At 61.8% G+C, this 20,125-nt stretch carries 15 protein-coding genes; 7 read left to right on the forward strand and 8 right to left on the reverse strand.

What is annotated here, in order from left to right:
• Window positions 1-43: 43 nt before the first annotated feature.
• Window positions 44-937: a hypothetical protein gene (locus AC07RZ_RS05385; protein ID WP_494667191.1), complete on the reverse strand. Its 894-nt coding sequence runs from the start codon at window positions 935-937 to the stop codon at window positions 44-46.
• Entirely contained in the window at window positions 934-1,545 is a 612-nt protein-coding gene (locus AC07RZ_RS05390) for a sigma-70 family RNA polymerase sigma factor (RefSeq protein ID WP_494667192.1), read from the reverse strand. The genes AC07RZ_RS05385 and AC07RZ_RS05390 overlap by 4 nt, the downstream gene beginning before the upstream one ends.
• Window positions 1,546-1,734: 189 nt before the next feature.
• Between AC07RZ_RS05390 and AC07RZ_RS05395 the strand changes: the two genes are divergently transcribed.
• The gene (locus tag AC07RZ_RS05395; RefSeq protein WP_494667193.1) at window positions 1,735-4,611 is read left to right on the forward strand and encodes a DUF2135 domain-containing protein; all 2,877 of its coding nucleotides are present in this window, start codon (window positions 1,735-1,737) and stop codon (window positions 4,609-4,611) included.
• Window positions 4,612-4,742: 131 nt separating this feature from the next.
• Here the strand turns inward: AC07RZ_RS05395 and htpG are convergent, their stop codons facing one another.
• Entirely contained in the window at window positions 4,743-6,668 is a 1,926-nt protein-coding gene (htpG, locus tag AC07RZ_RS05400; protein ID WP_494667194.1) for a molecular chaperone HtpG, read from the reverse strand.
• Between the two features lie 179 nt (window positions 6,669-6,847).
• On the reverse strand, window positions 6,848-8,314 hold the full coding sequence (locus AC07RZ_RS05405; RefSeq protein ID WP_494667195.1) for an aminotransferase-like domain-containing protein: 1,467 nt from the start codon (window positions 8,312-8,314) through the stop codon (window positions 6,848-6,850).
• Between the two features lie 137 nt (window positions 8,315-8,451).
• Between AC07RZ_RS05405 and AC07RZ_RS05410 the strand changes: the two genes are divergently transcribed.
• From AC07RZ_RS05410 to AC07RZ_RS05430, 5 genes are all read left to right on the forward strand, one after another.
• The gene (locus tag AC07RZ_RS05410; protein WP_494667196.1) at window positions 8,452-8,772 is read left to right on the forward strand and encodes a DUF2917 domain-containing protein; all 321 of its coding nucleotides are present in this window, start codon (window positions 8,452-8,454) and stop codon (window positions 8,770-8,772) included.
• Window positions 8,772-9,365, forward strand: coding sequence for a LysE family translocator (locus tag AC07RZ_RS05415; protein WP_494667275.1), 594 nt, complete (start codon window positions 8,772-8,774; stop codon window positions 9,363-9,365). The genes AC07RZ_RS05410 and AC07RZ_RS05415 overlap by 1 nt, the downstream gene beginning before the upstream one ends.
• Before the next feature lie 23 nt (window positions 9,366-9,388).
• A complete protein-coding gene (locus AC07RZ_RS05420) occupies window positions 9,389-10,267 on the forward strand; it encodes a DMT family transporter (protein ID WP_494667197.1) in 879 nt (292 codons plus the stop codon).
• A 174-nt stretch (window positions 10,268-10,441) separates the two neighbouring features.
• Entirely contained in the window at window positions 10,442-10,900 is a 459-nt protein-coding gene (locus AC07RZ_RS05425; protein WP_092394353.1) for a RidA family protein, read from the forward strand.
• Between the two features lie 145 nt (window positions 10,901-11,045).
• Window positions 11,046-12,239 (forward strand): aminotransferase-like domain-containing protein, encoded by a 1,194-nt coding sequence (locus AC07RZ_RS05430; protein WP_494667198.1) that lies wholly within the window; start codon window positions 11,046-11,048, stop codon window positions 12,237-12,239.
• An 84-nt stretch (window positions 12,240-12,323) separates the two neighbouring features.
• Here the strand turns inward: AC07RZ_RS05430 and parC are convergent, their stop codons facing one another.
• The 3 genes from parC to AC07RZ_RS05445 all read right to left on the reverse strand — a co-directional run bounded on the left by parC (window position 12,324) and on the right by AC07RZ_RS05445 (window position 17,791).
• Window positions 12,324-14,642, reverse strand: a complete 2,319-nt coding sequence (parC, locus tag AC07RZ_RS05435) for a DNA topoisomerase IV subunit A (RefSeq protein WP_494667199.1) — start codon at window positions 14,640-14,642, stop codon at window positions 12,324-12,326.
• Window positions 14,643-14,656: 14 nt separating this feature from the next.
• The gene (locus AC07RZ_RS05440) at window positions 14,657-15,523 is read right to left on the reverse strand and encodes a lytic transglycosylase domain-containing protein (RefSeq protein ID WP_144736910.1); all 867 of its coding nucleotides are present in this window, start codon (window positions 15,521-15,523) and stop codon (window positions 14,657-14,659) included.
• Between the two features lie 276 nt (window positions 15,524-15,799).
• The gene (locus AC07RZ_RS05445) at window positions 15,800-17,791 is read right to left on the reverse strand and encodes a DNA topoisomerase IV subunit B (RefSeq protein WP_494667200.1); all 1,992 of its coding nucleotides are present in this window, start codon (window positions 17,789-17,791) and stop codon (window positions 15,800-15,802) included.
• A 314-nt stretch (window positions 17,792-18,105) separates the two neighbouring features.
• Here AC07RZ_RS05445 and AC07RZ_RS05450 point away from each other — a divergent pair, with 314 nt between their 5' ends.
• Window positions 18,106-18,945 (forward strand): response regulator, encoded by an 840-nt coding sequence (locus AC07RZ_RS05450; protein WP_494667201.1) that lies wholly within the window; start codon window positions 18,106-18,108, stop codon window positions 18,943-18,945.
• Between the two features lie 8 nt (window positions 18,946-18,953).
• Here AC07RZ_RS05450 and AC07RZ_RS05455 read toward each other — a convergent pair whose 3' ends face one another.
• Window positions 18,954-20,123: a vWA domain-containing protein gene (locus tag AC07RZ_RS05455; RefSeq protein ID WP_494667202.1), complete on the reverse strand. Its 1,170-nt coding sequence runs from the start codon at window positions 20,121-20,123 to the stop codon at window positions 18,954-18,956.
• Between the last annotated feature and the right edge of the window lie 2 nt (window positions 20,124-20,125).

A 20,125-nucleotide genomic window follows, 5' to 3' on the forward strand; every position in this document is an offset into this window, starting at 1 on the left:
CAGCTGCCGGCCGGATTGGCGTTGCGCCGATGCGGCCGGTTTTCTATTTTTCCAGCGCCTTGATTTGCTCCCGCAGTTTTTCCGGCACCGGATAAGCAGGATAGGCTTTGTCGAATTTCTCCCATTCTTCCTGGGCATCCCGGCGCAAGCCGGCCTTGATCATTTCCTCGATGACCGACAGCCAGGCTTCGGCCTTGGCGTTTGCCTCGGGTTTTGGAGGAGGCGCGGCTGGCGCCGGAGCAGACGGCGCCGGTGCGGCGGCAACCGCGGCCGGCGGCGCAGGAACGACGATCGCCCTGACGCGCGAATCGGCCGCTTCCTTGCGTGCAAGCGGTTCTGGCGCAGCCGCATAATTCTGACGGATTACAATTTCAGCGGCGCCAAGCTGGGCATTGGAATCGGCCTCCGGCATTGAGGTTCTGGCCTGGGCGGGTGCAGGCGGTGCATCTTGCTTGGCGGCTTTGGGCGGGGATGCTGCAGGAGCGGCATGCGGCTTGCTCGCTACCGGCGGCGGTGGCGCGGCAACGGCCGCAGCCGGCGGCGCTGGCGACTCTGCTTGTGGCGCTTGCGCGACCTGTGCCGGCTGTTCAATTTTTTCTGCCTGTTCCACTGGTTCCACTACCGGTTCGTTCTGCCAGCGCAGCATCACCAGGGTGGCCAGCACTACGCTGGCGGCCATCGCCAGCTGTGTGCTCCAGCGCATCATGAAATGCGGTTGCCGAGGTTTGGCCGTGTTCGGCGCCAAGGCGTCGTTGGCAGCCTCGCGCACCGGCGCCGCAGCTGCAGCCAAGGTTTCTGCCTGCGCCAGTATCGCCGCATCCAAAGCCGCCGACGGCGACGGCTGCGGCAGGGCTTGCAATTTGCGCGCAAGTTCCCCGCGGCCCTGCAGGAATGCTTCGAATTCGGCGTCGTCGTGCTTGTTGTCTTCGGCAGTCATACCGCCTCCTCGTTGGACGTCAGGTCCGGCACCAGGTGCTGGCGCAATTTGCGCATCGCATAGCGCAAGCGGCTCTTGACGGTTTCTACCGGCACAGCGGCAACCTGCGCGATTTCTTCCAGGCTCATGTCATTGAACTGCTGCAAAATCAGGGCCTCTTTCTGTTCGCCGGGCAAACTGCGTATCGCCGCGTGCAGCTCGGCGATGCGCTGCCTGTGTTCCAGTGCGGCTTCCGGCGACATCTGTTCATGGGCGGCGTCGGCCAGGTCATCGAATTCCACCCCGGCTTCGCCGTCGCCTTGGTTGGCGCCGCCGATATCGCTGCTCAACAGCGCCTGGTGCTGGCGCAGCAGGTCGATCAGGCGGTTGCGCGCGATCTGGAACAGGTAGGTGCGGAAACGCGATTCCGGCTGGTAGCGCGCACGCGCGTGATGCACGCCGGCCCAGGCATCCTGGGCGATTTCATCTACCCAGTCGCGGCGCGGCGAGCGCCATGCGATGAAACGATACAAGCCGCGGCTGTGGCGCCGGTACAGTTCCTTGAATGCGCCGAGGTCGCCGTCGCGGTACTTGAGCATCAGCGTTTCATCGGAAGGTTCGGCGTACATGGCGGCTTGTTGTTGTGATTCTTTGCACTGTCGGGTGATAGCGGCGATTGTGAGCGCAGCGCTGCAAGAATGCAACCGCCGGATGCAGCGGCATCTTTTTTTGCGCCGCCGTCGATTTATTTAACCCCGTTCGCGGACCTGGCCCGTTTCATATGACAAGCCGGGGTATCGGCATCAACGGAGAATAAAATGTTACGACGCTTGCTTGGCGCTTTATGCATGCTGGTCCTGCTGCTTCCCGCAGCGCAAGCGATATCGATCGTGCGCCCGCCGCCGCTGATCGTGGCCGGCGGCGAGCAGCCGGTGGTGCTGCAGAGCCTGCGCATCAGCGGCGAAATCAGCGGCGGCCTGGCCCAGACCACGGTGCGGATGGTGTTTTTCAATCCCAACCAGCGCGCGCTCGAGGGGCAATTGCAGTTCCCGTTGCTGGACGGCCAGCAGGTCACGGCGTTTGCCCTGGATATCGAAGGCCGGATGCGGCCGGCGGTGCCGGTGGAAAAAACCAAGGGCCGCCAGATATTCGAAGCGATCGAGCGGCGGCGGGTCGATCCTGGTCTGCTGGAAACCACCCAAGGCAACAATTTCCGCCTGCGCATCTTCCCGATTCCCGCCTACGGCAGCCGCACCGTGGAGCTCAAGTACATGGAGCCGCTCTCGCGCCAAGGCCGGCACTGGGTGTACAACCTGCCGCTGGCCTATGGCGACCGCATGCGCGACTTTGACCTGAGCCTGGCGGTGCACGGCGCCAGCGCCGCGCCGCAAGCCAGCGGTGCATTTGGCGCGCTCACGTTTACCCAGGCCGGCGAGCAGTACCAGGCGCATGTGGCAAAAAGCCAGTTCGCCGCTACGGGTGCGCTCAACATTCAGATTCCCGCCGGCGACAAGCCGCAGAGTTACCTCCAGGCGCGCGACGACCAGACCTGGTTTATCACCGAAATACCAGTGGCTGAGACACGTACGGCGCGCAGCCTGCCGAAGGTGGTCGGCTTGCTGTGGGACAGTTCGGGTTCCGGCGCGGCGCGCGACCACGACGCCGAATTTGCCGTGCTCGACCGTTACTTCAAGGCTGCCGGCAACGCGGAAGTACGCCTGGCCAGGCTGCGCGACAGGCCGGAAGAAGGCGCGTCTTTCCGTGTCGTCAACGGCGACTGGAGCGCGCTGCGCCAGGCATTGCAAGGTACGGTGTACGACGGCGCCAGCGCTCTTGGCGATTGGCGGCCGCAGGCTGAGGTCGGCGAATACCTGCTGGTCAGCGACGGCTTGAGCAACTATGGCAACGCGCCTTTTCCCAAGCTGGCGGCAGGGCAACGGCTCTATGCGCTGAACGCGGCGCTGGCGGCGGATAACAGCCAGCTCGCAGCCTGGGCTGAAAACACCGGCGGGCGCCTGCTGCAGGTGTCGCCGCAACTGGTGACAGCGGCGGCGCAAGCCTTGCTGACCGAGTCGACCCATATAGACGCCTTGAGCGCGGTCGGCGCTACCGATTTGCAAGTCGAATCGCATGAGGTGGCAAACGGCGTCATCCGCGTTGCGGGCCGCCTGCGCGGCGCCGATGCGCAACTCACGCTCAACCTGCGGCAGGGCGGGCGCCAGCAGGTCAAGACCGTGGCGGTCTCGGCCACCGCGCCGGCCCATCCGCTGGCGGCGTACCTGTGGGCGGGGTATCGCTTGCGCGAGCTGGCGGCGAACCAGGACCTGCATCGCGCCGAAATCCGCCGCATCGGCCAGCAGTTCGGCCTGGCGACGCACGAGACTTCGCTGATCGTGCTGGAGCGCCTGGACGACTACGTACGCTACGACGTTGCGCCGCCGGAAGAATACCAGGCCGCATTCAAGCAATTGAAAGCGCTGCGCGAAGCGGATATCCGGCAAACGCGCGATAAACACCTGGAAACCGTGATTCAGCAATTCCAGCGCAAGGCTGCATGGTGGGAGAAAGATTTTCCTAAAGGCGCTGCGCAGCAATCGAAGCCGCCGGTGCAGGGCGAGGCCCGATACGAGGGGCGGATGCGCCTCAATGCCGCCGCGCCGGTGACGCAAGCGCCGTCTGCTCCGGCTCCCGCTCCCGCTGTCAGCGCCCGGCAGAATTTTGAAGCGGTTTCAAATTATTCGGCAAAATCCAAGGCGGATTCGGATACCGCTTCAGCTACGCCCGAGATCACGATGGCGCTGAAAAAATGGAGTGCGACAGCGCCCTATATCGACCGTCTCAAATCGGCCACGCCGGACACCGTGTATGCCATCTATCTCGACGAAAAACCCGGCTACGCCAACAGCAGCGCTTTTTTCCTCGACGCCGCCGATATCCTGCTGGAGAAAGGGCAGCGCGACCTGGCGTTGCGCGTGCTGTCCAACCTGGCCGAGATGGACCTGGAAAACCGCGCGGTGCTGCGCATACTGGGCTATCGCCTGCTGCAAGCCGGTGCGCCGGAACTGGCGATACCGGTGTTCGAGAAGGTCAGGCGGCTGGCTGAAGAAGAACCCCAGTCGTTCCGCGACCTGGGGCTGGCGTATGCCGCCAACAAGCAGTACCAGCAAGCCGTCGACCAGCTGTACGAAGTGGTGTTGCGGCCATGGGACGCCCGTTTCCCGGAAATCGAGACCATCGTGCTGGCAGAACTGAATGCGATTGTCGCCACCTCTGGCGCGCAGCTCGACACCGGCCGCATCGATCCGCGCCTGCTGAAGAACATGCCGCTCGATCTGCGCGTGATCATGACCTGGGATGCGGACAATTCCGACATGGACCTGTGGGTCACCGATCCAAACGGTGAAAAATGCTACTACGGCCATGCGCTGACTTACCAGGGCGGACGCCTGTCGCGCGATTTCACCCAGGGCTACGGACCGGAGGAGTTTTCTTTGCGCAAGGCCAAGCCGGGCAAGTACAAGATCGAAGCCAATTATTATGGCAACCGCCAGCAGGTGATTGCCGGCGCCACCACTTTGCAGGTCAAGCTGGCCACCGGTTTCAGCACCTCCAGGCAGAAGGAGCAGATGGTTACGCTGCGCCTGAAGGACCGCCAGGAAACGGTATTTGTCGGCGAATTCGAAGTGGCGCCTTGACCGCATAAGTATCGGCTATGGAGCCGGCCGTGAAATCGGCCATGAAGCAAAAGGGCGGGAAGACATGAAAGTCTTCCCGCCCTTTTTTCGCCTCCGGGGAGGCGGCAAGCCGGCTTGCTTATTGGCTTGCCTTACTTGCCGGTCATGCCCAGCAGCATTTCATTGAGGCGTTTGACGAAACCGGCCGGATCGGCCAGGGCGCCGCCTTCGGCCAGCAAAGCCTGGTCGAACAGGATGTGCGACCAGTCGCCGAACTTGGTTTCTTCGTACTTCAGGCGCTGCACCAGCGGGTGGTCCGGGTTGATCTCCAGGATCGGCTTGGAGTCCGGCGCTTCCTGGCCGGCGGCCTTCAGCATGCGCAGCAGGTTGCCCGACAACTCATTCTCGTCAGCCACCAGGCAGGCCGGCGAATCGGTCAGGCGGAAAGTGACGCGCACATCCTTGGCCTTGTCTGCCAGCGCGCCCTTCATCTTTTCAACCAGGTCCTTGAACTGGGTTTCGGTTTCTTCGTGCTGCTTTTTCTCGGCTTCATCTTCCAGGGTGCCGAGATCGAGGCCGCCCTTGGCTACCGACGCCAGTTCCTTGCCTTCGAAATCCTGCAGGAAGGACAGCATCCATTCGTCGACGCGGTCGGTCAGCAGCAGCACTTCAACGCCTTTCTTGCGGAAGATTTCCAGGTGCGGGCTATTCTTGGCGGCGGCAAAGGTTTCGCCAGTCGCGTAGTAGATCTTGTCCTGGCCTTCTTTCATGCGGCCGATATAGTCGGCGAAAGAGACAGTCTGCGCCTCGCTGCCGCTGCCATCTGCGTTGCTGGTGGAAGCAAAACGCAGCAGCTTGGCGATTCTTTCCTTGTTGCCGGCGTCTTCGCCTATGCCTTCTTTCAGGACCTGGCCGAACTCTTTCCAGAAGCTGGCGTACTTGTCTTTTTGCGCCTGGTCGTCGCTGTTCGCCAGTTCTTCCAGCAAACCCAGCACGCGCTTGGTGGAGCCTTCGCGGATCACGCGCACGTCGCGCGATTCCTGCAGGATTTCACGCGAGACGTTGAGCGGCAGGTCGCTGGAATCGATCACGCCCTTGACGAAGCGCAGGTAGACCGGCATCAGCTGTTCGGCGTCATCCATGATGAAGACGCGCTTGACGTACAGCTTGATGCCGCCGCGCTTGTTGCGGTCCCACAGGTCGAACGGAGCGCGGCTTGGCACGTACAGCAGCTGCGTGTATTCGCTGCGGCCTTCGACCCGGTTGTGGGTGTAGGTCAGCGGCGCTTCGAAATCGTGCGAGACGTGCTTGTAGAATTCGACATACTGCTCTTCCGTGATGTCGGATTTGCTGCGGGCCCACAGCGCGCTGGCCTGGTTGACAGTCTCGAACTCGTCCTTGACTACGGTTTCCTTCTTTTCTTCGTCCCATTCCTCTTTCTGCATCACGATCGGCAGCGAGATATGGTCGGAGTACTTGCGGATGATGGATTTCAGTTTCCAGGCCGACAGGTATTCGTCTTCGCCTTCGCGCAGGTGCAGGGTGATGTCGGTGCCGCGCGACGGCTTGTCGATGGCTTCGATGCTGAAATCGCCTGCGCCCGCCGATTCCCAGCGCACGCCTTCGGTGGCGCTGGCGCCGGCGCGGCGGGTGTCGACCGTGATCTTGTCGGCGATGATGAAGGCGGAGTAGAAGCCGACGCCGAACTGGCCGATCAGGGCCGCATCTTTTTGCTGGTCGCCCGACAGTTTCGAGAAGAATTCCTTGGTGCCGGATTTGGCGATGGTGCCCAGGTGCGAGATGGCTTCATCGCGGCTCATGCCGATGCCGTTGTCCGAGATGGTGATGGTGCGCGCAGCCTTGTCGAAAGCGACCTTGATCTTCAGTTCAGGATCGTTCTCGAACAGGGCGCCGTTGTTGATCGCTTCAAAGCGCAGCTTGTCGGCGGCATCGGATGCATTGGAAACCAGCTCGCGCAGGAAAATTTCCTTGTTCGAGTACAGCGAGTGGATCATCAATTGCAGCAGTTGCTTTACTTCTGCCTGAAAACCAAGGGTTTGCTTTTCGGATACGGCCATTGTTTCCTCTGTGTGTAAATTAAATAAGCGTAGAAAAAGTGATGTAAAAGCGATAAGGGCGGCAAGACGGCCTGCGTGGCTTCGCTTTTGCCTTGTACATTGCTCGAAAAATGGGGAGTAATCCGGATTTTACAAGAGCGGATCGGGCTGCAGCTGCATAACTTGCTTGTTTGTCATGTTCATTTGCTGCATTCCTGCTCCAGGAAGCGCCAGATGGCCGGGTCCGACATCGCCGCCACGTTGATCCGCATGCGCGAAGAAGGCAGCTGGCTGGGTGAAAACAGGGCGCCGGGGGCCAGCAAAAAGCCTTCGGCCAGGGCTTTTTCCGCCATTACATTGGTGTCGTGGCCGGTATCGGCCCAGACAAAGATGCCGGCCGGGGTGCTGATGTCGACCGTCATGCAGATTCTTTCCATCTGGCGGATGGTGCGGTCGCGCACGCTGTCGAGCTTGCTGCGCAGGCGGTCGAGATGCTTGCGGTAGTGGCCCTCGGACAGGATCTTGTAGACCACGCGTTCGCCGACTTCGGCGCTGGTGAGGTTGGTCAGCATCTTGCGGTCGGCAAAATGCTGGGCCAGTTCGAGCGACGTCGCGATGAAACCGGAGCGCAGGTTGGGCGACAGCGTCTTCGAGAAGCCGCCCATGTAGATCACGCGGTTGAGCTGGTCGAGGGCGGCAATGCGGGTCGCCGGCTGGATCGCCGAGCCGGGATGCATGTCGCAGTAGATGTCGTCTTCGACAATCATGAAGTCGTGCTCCTCGGCCAGCTTGAGGATCTGGAACGCCTTGGCTGCCGACAGCGAGGTCGAGGTCGGGTTGTGCAGCACCGATACCAGCACATACAGCTTCGGCTTGTGCAGCGCGACCAGTTCCGCCAGCTTGGCCATGTCGGGGCCGTCGGCCAGGCGCGGCACGCCGACCACCTTGGCGCCCAGCGCGGCGAACGAGGCGAACATCAGGAACCAGGAGGGATCGTCCACCAGGATCACGTCGCCGGGCTGGGTGAAGTGGCGCGCCACCAGGTCCAATGCCTGGGTGACCCCGGTGGTGGTGACGAATTGTTCCGGCGTGGCGGCGATTTCCAGTTCAGCCATCTTCAGCTGCAATTGCTGGCGCAGCGGCAGGAAGCCCTGCGGAATGCCGTAGGACAGCAGCTGCGCCGGATTCTGCCGGCTGATGCTGCGCAGGGCGTTGGCGATCAGGTCGGCGTCCAGCCATTCGCTGGGAAACATGCCGGAGCCCGGCATTTTCTTGTGCGGCGCCTGCTGGTGCATATTGCGCACCAGCCAGACCACATCGATCAGCTGCGGCTGCTTGTCACTGGCGGCACTGCTGCCGCGCTCGGCCAGCAGCGGCGAGCGTTCGCGCACATAGAAGCCGGAACCGCGCCGCGATTCCAGGCAGCCCTTGGCCACCAGCCGGTCATAGGCTTCCACCACCGTGAAGCGCGACACGCTGTGGCTGTCGGCGAACTGGCGGATCGACGGCATGCGGGCGCCGGTGCGCAGCAAGCGGTCGCTGATGCGGGTTTCGATGCTGCGCACGATCTGCTCGACCAGCGAGGTGTCGCTATCGCGCGACAGCGGCTGCGTGGCGGACGGCAGCTGGCTGTTGCTCAGCTTGCGGGGGGGGACTGTGTTGGTCACTGTGCTGGTTACTGTATTGGTGATTTGGCCGGGACAATGTCAGAAATTACTTGTTTAACTGTATTGGTACTGTATTGGTTTGTTGGCTTAGCATAGACCTAAATCTTCAATGCTGCAAATCCGGAAGCGAATTCGCCATGCAAACACTATTCAAACAGCAGTCCCATACCTTGTCGGGCGGCAGCGTGCTGTCCGGCGTTACTGAGCAGCCGTTGATCCTGAAGGTGGTCAGCGGCCGCGTCTGGGTGACTTTCGAAGGGCAGCCGGAAGATCACTGGCTGCACGCCGGCCGTTCGCTGGCCTTGCTGCCGGGACGGATGGTGGTGGTCGAGGCCGATCCCGGCAACAGCCGGATTACCTTGAGCGGCCAGTCGCAGCGCGGCACGGCCAGCTTGTTGCGCATCATGCTGGCACGCCTGCGCGGGCCCGGCTTCCATCCTGCGACGAGCGTGTCATGATGCTGGAGACCTTGCTGCCGCTGGCCGTATTTGCCTTCGTGTCGTCGATCACGCCAGGGCCGAACAACATCATGCTGACCTCGTCCGGCATCATGTTCGGCTTCAACCGCACCATTCCGCACATACTCGGCGTGACCTTCGGCTTCGGTTTGCTGCTGGTGCTGTGCGCTGCCGGCATCGGCGGCCTGGTGCTGGCGTTGCCATCGATCCATGTCATCCTGAAAACCCTGGGTTCGGCCTATCTGCTGTACCTGGCCTGGAAACTGCGCAACATGTCGTTCAAGTCGGACGCCGGCGGCCACCGGAAGCCGATGACCTTCCTTGGCGCGGCGGCATTCCAGGCGGCCAACCCGAAAGCCTGGATCATGGGCATCACCAGCGCGTCGGCATTTTTACCGCCGCTGCAGCCGATCTGGCTGTCGATCGGCATCTATTGCCTGGTGTTCTGCGTCATCAACCTGCCGTGCGTCGGCGTCTGGGCCGGCGCCGGTTCGGTATTGCGGCGTTACCTGGCGCAACCCTTGTGGCAGCGCGTATTTTGTACGGTGATGGTGCTGCTGACGATTTACTCAGCGGTTTCCATCTGGCTGTGACCGCAACGCGAAAGGCTGGCGCCATGACGGACGAATCCAAAGGCATGTGGCTGGGGCTGGCCGGCGTGGCGCTGTTCAGCCTGACCCTGCCGTTTACCCGCATGGCGGTGGCGGAACTGAACCCGGTGTTCGTGGCGTTCGGACGCGCGGTGGTCGCGGCGCTATGCAGCATGCTGCTGCTGTGGAGGCTGAAAGCCGCGCTGCCGACCGGCGCGCAATGGAAACCCTTGGCGCTGACGGCGCTGGGCGTGGTGGTCGGTTTTCCTGTGTTTTCATCGGTGGCGATGCGTTATGTGCCGGCTGCGCACGGCGCCATCGTGCTTGGCATCCTGCCGCTGGCGACAGCTTTGTTTGGCGCCTTGCGCTTTGGCGAACGGCCTTCGGCCGGATTCTGGATTGCCGCCGTGGCCGGCAGCGCCATTGTTGTCGTTTTTGCACTGAGCCAGGGCGGCGGCGGTTTGCAGGCTGCCGACCTGGCCCTGCTGGCGGCGGTGCTGGCCGCTGCCATGGGCTATGCCGAAGGAGGGCGCCTGTCGCAAACCATGGGCGGGCAGCAGGTGATCGCCTGGGCGCTGCTGCTGTCCTTGCCGGTGCTGCTGCCGGTAACCGTCTGGCTCGGATGGCGCTACGGCGTCAGCGCTTCGCCCAAGGCATGGCTGGGATTCGCCTACGTGTCGGTGTTCTCGATGTTCATCGGCTTCTTCTTTTGGTACAAGGGCCTGGCGCTGGGCGGCATAGCGCGGGTTGGCCAGGTGCAACTATTGCAGCCGTTCCTGACCTTGCTGGGGGCTGCACTGTTGCTGGGCGAGACCCTGGAAGCCCGCAACATGCTGTTTGCGCTGGCCGTGCTGGCGGTCGTGGCGTGCGGCCGCAAGATGGCGGTGCGGCGGCAGGCCGCGTAGGCGGCAAACGCAGCTGCCAAAATACCAAGCTACATTTCGCAATTTGGGCGCTGGGGTGAGATAATCCGATATTGGCCGGAATTTGGCGGGGCGCCAGCCGGCTGTATCCCATTTATCCCGTCATTGCTGCTGGCGTCAAAAGCGCCGGCAAATGATTTTTTTTCGGAGTGTCAGATGTCTGTATATGAAAAGTTGCAAGCCCTGAATATCACGTTGCCTGCGGTAGCCGCGCCTGCCGCCGCCTATGTGATGTACGCCCAAAGCGGCAACACGGTTTACCTGTCCGGTCACTTGTCCAAGAAAGACGGCAAGATCTGGGTCGGCCAACTGGGCAAGGACATCACGACCGACGAAGCCAAGCTGGCCGCGCGCGGCATCGCCGTTGACCTGATCGCCACCTTGCAGGCAGCTTGCGGCGGCGACCTGAAGCGCGTCAAGCGCGTCGTCAAGCTGATGAGCCTGGTCAATTCGACGCCTGATTTCACGGAACAGCACCTGGTCACCAACGGCGCTTCCGAATTGATCGGCGAAGTATTCGGCGAGCAGGGCAAGCATGCCCGTTCCGCATTTGGCGTAGCACAGCTGCCGTTGGGCGCTTGCGTGGAAATTGAAATGATTGCTGAAATAGCGTAGTCCGCGGCGTAATCCTGGCAGCGCCATCCGCTGCCAGCCCAGGAGACGGCAGATCATAAGAACCGCAGGCTGCTGCAATCCGCGTCCGACCCCGGCCGGGCGCTTGACGGCAGCCTCTTAAAATAGATCACTTGAAGAGAACAGTATGAAAATCGAAAATCCAACCCCGCTGCAATGGCGTTTTTCGCAGCGCGCGCAGAAACTGCAAAGTTCGGCCATCCGTGAAATCCTGAAGATCACCATGCGCCCGGAAATCATTTCCTTTGCCGGCGGCCTGCCTTCGCCTGCGACTTTCCCGGTCGAGCAGCTGAAGGTAGCGTTCGACAAGATATTGTCGGAGCAAGGCAAGGTCGCCTTGCAATACGGTCCGACCGACGGTTATGGCCCGCTGCGCGAATGGGTCGCCAACTCCCTGTCGACCAACGGCGCCAAGATCATGGCGAACCAGGTCATGATGACTTCCGGTTCGCAGCAGGGGCTGGATTTGCTGGGCAAGGTGCTGATCGATGAAGACAGCAAGGTGCTGGTTGAAACGCCTAGCTACCTGGGCGCCTTGCAGGCGTTTTCCCTGTACGGCCCTGAGTTTGTTTCGGTGCCCAGCGACGAGGGCGGCCTGATCCCGGAAACCGTGGCGACCCTCGGGCAGGGCGCGCGCATGCTGTACGCGCTGCCGAATTTCCAGAACCCCACCGGCCGCACCTTGTCGGTGGAACGCCGCCACGCGCTGGTGGATATCTGTGCGCGGCTCGGCTTGCCGCTGATCGAGGACGATCCGTACGGCGCCCTCAGCTATCGCGCCGAACCGCTGCCGAAGATGCTGAGCATGAATCCGGGCGGCGTGGTCTACATGGGTTCCTTCTCCAAGATCCTGACGCCGGGGATACGCCTGGGCTACGTGGTCGCGCCGCGGCCGCTGATCGAAAAGCTGGAGCAGGCCAAGCAGGCGACCGACCTGCACACCGCGCAGCTGACGCAGATGGTGGTGTACGAAACCATCAAGGACGGTTTCCTCGACCAGCACATCCCGACCATCCGCAAGCTGTATTCGGACCAGTGCGACGCCATGCTGGATGCGCTCAAGACCTATTTCCCAAGCGGCACCAGCTGGACCAAGCCGGAAGGCGGCATGTTCATCTGGGTCACCTTGCCCAAGCATATCGACAGCGTCAAGCTGCTGGCGGAAGCGGTGGAGCAGCACGTGGCGTTTGTGCCGGGCGGACCGTTCTACGGCAATACGCCGGAACAGCATACCTTGCGCCTGAGCTTCGTGACCGTGCCGCCGGCCAAGATACGCGAAGGCATCGAGCGCCTGGGCAAACTGATCGCTTCCAAGATCTGATGGCTGCGCCAGCGCCGTAGGCTTGCCAACGGAGCCGGGCACGCAGGACAAGAAAAAGCCGGCTTGAAGCCGGCTTTTTCATTTTCAGGGCTGCGCTGTCAGCGTCGCCGGTTTCAGCTTCGATTCCAGCATCTTTCCCTTGCGCGCCCGCTTGCCGATATGCGGCGCCAGTCCCGACGCCGACAAGGCCACCTGCTGCGCCTTGCCGCCGCGGCCGATGCCGGACACCAGCACGCCGCGCTGGCTGATCGGTTGCGCCGCCAGCAGTTTCTCGTTGTTCTCCAGCTCCATCAGGATCACGCCGCGGCCGCCGTTGCTGAGCGACTTGCATTCGTCCAGGCCGAACACCAGCAGGCGGCCCTTTTCCGACAGGCAGGCGATGGCGCTGACATTGGCGCTCAGCGCCTGCGGCGGCAACGGCAGGTCGCCTTCATCCAGCGTGACATAGGACTTGCCGGCCTTGACCCGGCTCAGCATGTCGCCGATCTTGGCGGTGAAGCCGTAGCCGCCGGAGCTGGCCAGCAGCAGCACCATGTCGGATGGGCCGGCGAAATAGTGCATGACGCTGCTGCCGTTAGCCAGGTCGATCAGGGTCGTGATAGGCACGCCGTCGCCGCGCGCGTTCGGCAAGGTGGCTACCGATACCGAGTAGATGCGGCCGTTGGAGCCGAAGGTCAGCAGGTTGTCGACGGTGCGGCACTCGAATGCGCCGTACAGGGCGTCGCCGGCCTTGAAGCCGAACTGGCCGGCGTCATGGCCATGGCCGGTGCGTGCGCGCACCCAGCCCTTTTGCGAAATGATGACGGTTACGGGCTCGTCCACGATGCGGGTTTCCACCACCGCTTTTTCCGCCGCTTCGATCAGCGTGCGGCGGGCGTCGCCGAATTGCTTCTGGTCGGCTTCGATTTCCTTGATCACCAGGCGCTTCATCGAGGCCGGGTTGTCGAGCAGGTCTTGCAGCGTGGCTTTTTCATTGCGCAGCTCGGCCAGTTCCTGCTGGATCTTGATGGTTTCCAGGCGCGCCAGCTGGCGCAGGCGGATCTCAAGGATATCCTCGGCCTGGCGGTCGGACAGCTTGAATGCCTCGATCAGCGCCGGTTTCGGTTCATCCGATTCGCGGATGATCTTGATCACCTTGTCGATATTCAGCAGGATCGCTTCGCGGCCTTCCAGGATGTGGATGCGGTCTTCGATTTTCTGCAGCTTGAACTGCGAACGGCGGGTAATGGTGGCGAAGCGGAAGGTGATCCACTCGCGCAAGATCATGCCCAGGCCCTTCTGGCGCGGACGGCCGTCGCCGCCGATCATCACCAGGTTGATCGAGGCGCTGCTTTCCAGCGAAGTGTGGGCCAGCAGCATGTTGGTGAATTCGGTCTGGTCCAGGTTTTTCGATTTCGGCTCGAACACCAGGCGCACCGGCGCATCGCGTCCTGATTCGTCGCGCACCGTATCGAGCACCGACAGGATCGAGACCTTGAGCGCCAGCTGTTCCGGCGTCAGGGTTTTCTTGCCGAGCTTGATTTTCGGATTGGTCAGCTCTTCGATTTCTTCCAGGATCTTTTGCGACGAGGCGCCCGGCGGCAATTCGGTGACCACCGCCTGCCATTGGCCGCGCGCCAGGTCCTCGATTTTCCAGGTGGCGCGCACCTTCAGGCTGCCGCGGCCGCTTTCGTACATTTCCGAGATCGCGCTGGCCGAGGTGATGATCTGGCCGCCGCCCGGGAAATCCGGGCCGGGAATGATCTGCATCAGCTCGGCATGGCTCAGGCCGGGATTGCGGATCAGGGCTACCGCGGCCTTGGCCACTTCCTGCAGGTTGTGCGACGGGATTTCGGTGGCCAGGCCGACCGCAATGCCCGAGGCGCCGTTCAGCAAGACAAACGGCAGGCGCGCCGGCAGCAGTTTCGGTTCTTCGGTGGAGCCATCGTAGTTGGGCTGGAAATCGACCGTGCCCATGCCGATTTCTTCCAGCAGCAGGCGAGCGATCGGCGTCAGGCGCGCTTCGGTGTAACGCATCGCCGCGGCGCCGTCGCCGTCGCGCGAACCGAAGTTGCCCTGGCCGTCGACCAGCGGATAGCGCAGCGAGAAATCCTGGGTCATGCGCACCAGGGCGTCGTACACCGACTGGTCGCCGTGCGGATGCAGCTTGCCCAGCACATCGCCGACCACCAGCGCCGATTTGCGCGGTTTGGCGGCGGCGTTCAGGCCCAGCTCGCTCATCGCATACAGGATGCGGCGCTGCACCGGCTTCTGGCCGTCGGAAACGTCGGGCAGGGCGCGGCCCTTGACGACCGAAATGGCGTAGTCGAGGTAGGCGCGTTCAGCGAAAGTAGCGAGGGTTAAGGATTCAGCGTCCGGGGTTGGTGCATCTGGCGTAGCAAACAGATCGTTTTGGTCGGTCATGAGGAGTCGGGAAATTATTCGATAAGAGGCGTTGCCGTTGCGGGTATTGCCGCAGCCGGCGGAATTGGAGCAGCGTCCGGCGTCATGGCGGCCGGCATGTTGCTGCGGCCTGGAATCACCAGGCGGATACGGTTCAAGCCGGATTTGGGACCGGCGTCATTGCTGCCGGCGGATTGCGCGAAGGCAGGCTGGTACAGCTGGTAGAACTGCCGCACCAGCTGCACGTAATTGCGCGTTTCGGCATACGGCGGCACTTTGTTATTGTATTTCTGCACCGCGCCTTCACCGGCATTGTAGGAAGCAATCACCAGCTCCTGCTGTGCCGGGTAGAGCTTCAGCAAGTCGCGCAGGTAGCGCGCGCCCAGGCGGATGTTGGTGCGCGGGTCGGTCAGTTTTTTCTCGACCGGTTTCTTGCTGTCGCCGGTCAGGCCGTAACGCTCGGCGGTGGCGGGCATGATCTGCATCAGGCCGATCGCGCCTTTGGGCGATACCGCGCCCGGGTTGAAGCCGGACTCGGCTGCCATCACCGCCTTCAGCAGCGCCGGCTCCAGCGCGAATTCCTGCGCTGCCTGGTTCACCAGCGGTTCGTATTTTTTCAGGTTCGGATGTTGCGACAGGTAGCGGAACAGCGGGCTGTCGCGCAGCTTGGGATTGAGCGGCTTGGCGCCGCCTGCCGCCAGTTGCGATGAATCGAAAAAGCCGTCGCCGCGCATGAAAAGCTGATAACGGTTATCAAGTTTTTCAGTCGAGAAATGCCCCATGCCATCGGCGTCGATATAGCCGAAAATATCCGCGCGTGCGCTGCCGGCAGTAGTCAGCAGTGCAAACGTCAGCAGAGTGGCGGTGAGGAGTTGGCCCAGGTGACGGCGAAGCTGGTTCATCTGCTGTCGGAGGCCAAGCTTGGTCTGTTACGGAATTTCATTAAAAACACTATCCTTTGCAAGCTCGGCGGTGAGCTGCGGTAAAGCCCTGGGCAGCAGGGCGGCTGCGCTATTGCTGCGGCGGACAACGGGGAAGTTCGGCTGCCTGGCGGCCGTCCGGCAAACCGGACCAAGGCGGCAGGAGCCTGGAAACTCTGCCCATGATAATACGTTTCGCCGCCATGCATGGCCGACGGTGAAAACGTTGTCATATCGCCATCGTCCATGGCGCCGGATTCAGATGTCGGCCTCCGCTTCATTGCCGTGTTCTTCGATCCAGGCCCGGCGCGCCGCGGCTTCGCCTTTGCCCATCAGCATGTTGAAGCGGTTTTCCGACGCTTCGATGTCGAAGTTGCCGAGCGAAACCGGCAGCAGCCTGCGGGTATCCGGGTTCATCGTGGTTTCCCACAGCTGTTCGGCATTCATTTCACCCAGGCCCTTGAAGCGCGAGATAGCCCAGGCGCTGTCCTTGACGCCATCCTTGCGCAGCTTGTCTTCGATGGCTTCCAGCTCGCCGTCGTCCAGCGCGTAGATTTTCTGCGCCGGCTTCTTGCCGCGCGCCGGAGCGTCGACCCGGTACAGCGGCGGCCGCGCGATGCAGATGTTGCCGCGATCGATCAGCTGCGGGAAGTGGCGGAAAAACAGCGTCAGCAACAGGACCTGGATGTGCGAACCGTCGACATCGGCATCGGACAGGATGCAGATCTTGCCGTAACGCAGGCCGCTGAAATCGATGGTGTCTGTCTTGCTGTGCGGATCGACGCCGATGGCGACCGCAATGTCGTGGATTTCATTGTTGGCGAACAGGCGGTCGCGCTCGGTTTCCCAGGAGTTCAGCACTTTGCCGCGCAGCGGCAGGATCGCCTGGAATTCCTTGTCGCGGCCCATTTTGGCGGAACCGCCGGCGGAATCGCCCTCGACCAGGAACAATTCATTGCGGCTGATATCGGTGGACTCGCAATCGGTCAGCTTGCCCGGCAGGACGGCTACCCCGGAAGATTTTTTCTTCTCGACTTTTTGCGCCGAACGCAAGCGGTTCTGGGCTTGCTTGATCACCAGGTCGGCCAGTTTCTTGCCGTACTCGACGTGCTGGTTCAGCCACAGTTCCAGCGCCGGCCGGGTATAGGTGGAGACCAGCCGCACCGCATCGCGCGAATTCAGGCGTTCCTTGATCTGGCCCTGGAACTGGGGATCCAGCACCTTGGCCGACAAGACGAAGGAGACGCGCGCAAACACGTCTTCCGGCAGCAGCTTGACGCCCTTGGGCAGCAGCGAATGCATTTCGACGAAACTCTTGACGGCGCCGAACAAGCCTTCGCGCAGGCCGGATTCATGGGTGCCGCCGGCCGAGGTCGGAATCAGGTTCACATACGATTCGCGCACGATGGCGCCGTCTTCGGTCCAGGCCACGACCCAGGCCGCGCCTTCGCCTTCGGCAAATCCTTCAGCGTCGGCATTGGCGTATTGCTCGCCTTCAAACAGCGGGATCAGCGGCTCGGCGTTCGACGACTGCGCCAGCGATTCCATCAGGTAGCCGCGCAAGCCCTGGTCGTATTGCCAGGTCTGGCTGTCGCCGGTCTTGGCGTTGAGCAGCGTGACCTTGACGCCGGGCAGCAGCACCGCCTTGGAACGCAGCAGGCGCTGCAGCTCCGGCTGCGAGATGGCCGGCGAGTCGAAATATTTCGGATTCGGCCAGGCGGTGACGCGGGTGCCGGTCTTTTTATTGTCTTCGCGGCCGAGCGGACGCGACTTGAGTTTTTCAACCACGTCGCCGTCGGCAAACACCATGTGGTGCACGCCGCCTTCGCGCCATACGGTGATTTCCAGCCGCGAAGAGAGGGCGTTGGTGACCGATACGCCGACGCCGTGCAAGCCGCCGGAGAAAGAATAGGCGCCGCCGCTGCCTTTGTCGAACTTGCCGCCGGCGTGCAGGCGGGTGAAGACGATTTCTACCGTCGGGACTTTTTCTTCCGGGTGCATGCCGACCGGGATGCCGCGGCCGTCGTCCTCGACGCTGATGCTGCCGTCGGCATTCAGGGTGACCAGGATATTCTTGCAGAAACCGCCGAGCGCTTCGTCCGAGGCGTTGTCAATCACTTCCTGAATGATGTGCAGCGGATTTTCGGTGCGGGTGTACATGCCAGGGCGTTGCTTGACCGGCTCCAGGCCTTTCAGTACACGGATCGATGATTCGCTATAGTCAGATTGCGGTGATTTTTTGGTTGCCATTCAGTGGTGTAAGGTAAATGTAAATTATTGTTAATTTGCAACTAATTCTCAATGGGGGCGGAGATTACTCGTTATTATCCCTGCGCATTCTAATGAAAAAGCCGTTCGCTTGCGCAAGCAACATACTGAAAACTGCGCGGAAGCCGTGGGAAATCAAATATCCGGGGGAGGCGGCCGGGATGCAGATGCGATTTTGTTGGCCGCCAGCAATCGAATGTTGTTGTTTTGCACAGTGAGCCAATCAGGGTGTAAGTTGAGCAGGGCCGCTGTTATGATGGTTTCGCCAGCGTTCGCGCAGCAGGGATATATAAAAAATGAAAAATCATGATGCATCATTCGCCATCCGTTTCATCGGGTTTTCCACGCGGGAAATCAATATTTTCGACGCCACTTTTTCAGTCGAGCAAAACCGCCGGAAACAGTATTGCCGTTTGCCCGCCGACAGCCTGCAGGAGCCGGACCTGTACCTGGTCAACGCCGACGACCTGAAAGCCCTGGCTACCCTGGCTGACATGGAGCCGAACAACCTGCGGCCGGTGTTGCTGGTCGGCGCTCCCCACGTCGAATTGCCGTTTGCCGCGGTCGAACGGCCGATTCGCTGGCTGAAGCTGTTCGATGCCCTGGATACCTTGATGGAACGGCGCCAGATCATGCTGGCCAAGCAGAACCCGGCCGACGTGGCGCTGGCCGGCAATGTGGCCGAACGCCGCCGGCGCGAACGCCTGGACCTGGACCTGACCGATCCGCTCGAATATGAGCGCATGCGCAGCAAGCCGCCGCAGAGCGACCGCATCCTGGTGATCGATGACCAGTCGACGTTTCGCGACGACCTGGCAATTACCATGGCGCACCATGTGGTGCCGGTAGAGTGGGCCGGCACCCCGGAGGCCGCGGCCGAGGTCTACCAGCACCAGGATATCTCGGTGGTGCTGATCAATCCGCAGCTGGGACGGTTCGATCCCTATGCAGTGTGCACCGCCATCAAGCAGCAGTATCGCGACACCAGGGTAGCGGTGATTTTCCTGATCGACCAGAATTTTGCCTACGACCACGTGCGGGCGCGGCAAGTGGAGTGCGACGGTTTCCTGGACCGGCACCTGGGCCAGCCGCAGATATTGCTGGCGCTGGGGAAATTCCTGTCGCTGCGGCGCTAGAGTCCGTGCTACTTGCTTAGCAGGCGCATGCCGCGTTCCAGGCCGTCCATGGTCACCGGAAACATGCGGTTGCTCATCAGCTGCCGTATCACTTCCACCGACTGCCGGTATTGCCACAGGCCCTCGGGTTCAGGATTGAGCCAGATGAACTTCGGGAAAGCCTTGGTGAAACGCTGCAGCCATTCGGCGCCGGCCTCTTCATTGTTGTATTCCACCGAACCGCCCGGCTGCAGGATTTCATAAGGGCTCATGGTGGCGTCGCCGACGAAGATCAGCTTGGTGTCCGGCGTGTACTTGCGCAGGATTTCCCAGGTCGGGAAACGTTCCGCATGGCGCCGCTGGTTGTTTTTCCACATGTAGTCGTAGACGCAATTGTGGAAATAGAAGAATTCCATGTTCTTGAACTCGGTCTTGGCGGCGGAGAACAGTTCTTCGGTGCGGGCGATGTGGTCGTCCATGGTGCCGCCGACGTCGAGCAGCATCAGCACCTTGATGTTGTTCTTGCGCTCCGGCCGCATCTTGATGTCGAGGTAGCCGGCATTGTTGGCGGTGGCGCGTATGGTGTCGTCCAGCGCCAGCTCTTCGGCTATGCCTTCGCGCGCGAACTTGCGCAGCCGGCGCAGGGCGACCTTGATATTGCGCGTGCCCAGTTCGCGTTCGTCGTCATAGTCGCGGTAAGCGCGCGCATCCCATACCTTGACCGCGGTGCGGTTGCCGCCGCTGCCGCCGATGCGGATGCCTTCAGGATTGCTGCCGCCGTGGCCGAACGGCGAAGTGCCGCCGGTGCCTATCCACTTGCTGCCGCCTTCGTGCCGTTCTTTCTGTTCCTCCAGCAATTCCTGCAGGCGGCCCATCAGCTTGTCGTAGCCGAATTTCTCCAGCTGCGCCTGCTGCTCCGGCGACAATTCGCGTTTCATGCGCTGGATCAGCCATTCCAGCGGGATTTCGGCATTTTTCTCGAAGACGGTCTGGATGCCCTTGAAATAGCGGCCGAAAGCCTGGTCGAACTTGTCGAAGTGGGCTTCGTCCTTGACCAGCGTGGTGCGCGCCAGGTAATAAAAATTATCCAGCGTAGGCGAAATGACCTTGCGCTGCAGCGCTTCCAGCAGGAGCAGGAATTCCTTGATCGACACCGGGATCCTGGCGTCTTTCAAGGTGAAGAAAAAATCGATCAGCACGG

The sequence above is a fragment of the Collimonas sp. GW821-FHT07E08 genome (genome assembly GCF_059418905.1).

What these genes read in the sequence shown, in the direction of transcription:
- parC (WP_494667199.1), bottom strand. Translation starts at nt 14,642, where the DNA reads ATGACCGACCAAAACGATCTGTTTGCTACGCCAGATGCACCAACCCCG.
- AC07RZ_RS05390 (WP_494667192.1), bottom strand. Translation starts at nt 1,545, where the DNA reads ATGTACGCCGAACCTTCCGATGAAACGCTGATGCTCAAGTACCGCGAC.
- AC07RZ_RS05445 (WP_494667200.1), bottom strand. Translation starts at nt 17,791, where the DNA reads ATGGCAACCAAAAAATCACCGCAATCTGACTATAGCGAATCATCGATC.
- AC07RZ_RS05440 (WP_144736910.1), bottom strand. Translation starts at nt 15,523, where the DNA reads ATGAACCAGCTTCGCCGTCACCTGGGCCAACTCCTCACCGCCACTCTG.
- AC07RZ_RS05420 (WP_494667197.1), top strand. Translation starts at nt 9,389, where the DNA reads ATGACGGACGAATCCAAAGGCATGTGGCTGGGGCTGGCCGGCGTGGCG.
- AC07RZ_RS05415 (WP_494667275.1), top strand. Translation starts at nt 8,772, where the DNA reads ATGCTGGAGACCTTGCTGCCGCTGGCCGTATTTGCCTTCGTGTCGTCG.
- htpG (WP_494667194.1), bottom strand. Translation starts at nt 6,668, where the DNA reads ATGGCCGTATCCGAAAAGCAAACCCTTGGTTTTCAGGCAGAAGTAAAG.
- AC07RZ_RS05410 (WP_494667196.1), top strand. Translation starts at nt 8,452, where the DNA reads ATGCAAACACTATTCAAACAGCAGTCCCATACCTTGTCGGGCGGCAGC.
- AC07RZ_RS05450 (WP_494667201.1), top strand. Translation starts at nt 18,106, where the DNA reads ATGAAAAATCATGATGCATCATTCGCCATCCGTTTCATCGGGTTTTCC.
- AC07RZ_RS05395 (WP_494667193.1), top strand. Translation starts at nt 1,735, where the DNA reads ATGTTACGACGCTTGCTTGGCGCTTTATGCATGCTGGTCCTGCTGCTT.
- AC07RZ_RS05385 (WP_494667191.1), bottom strand. Translation starts at nt 937, where the DNA reads ATGACTGCCGAAGACAACAAGCACGACGACGCCGAATTCGAAGCATTC.
- AC07RZ_RS05430 (WP_494667198.1), top strand. Translation starts at nt 11,046, where the DNA reads ATGAAAATCGAAAATCCAACCCCGCTGCAATGGCGTTTTTCGCAGCGC.
- AC07RZ_RS05425 (WP_092394353.1), top strand. Translation starts at nt 10,442, where the DNA reads ATGTCTGTATATGAAAAGTTGCAAGCCCTGAATATCACGTTGCCTGCG.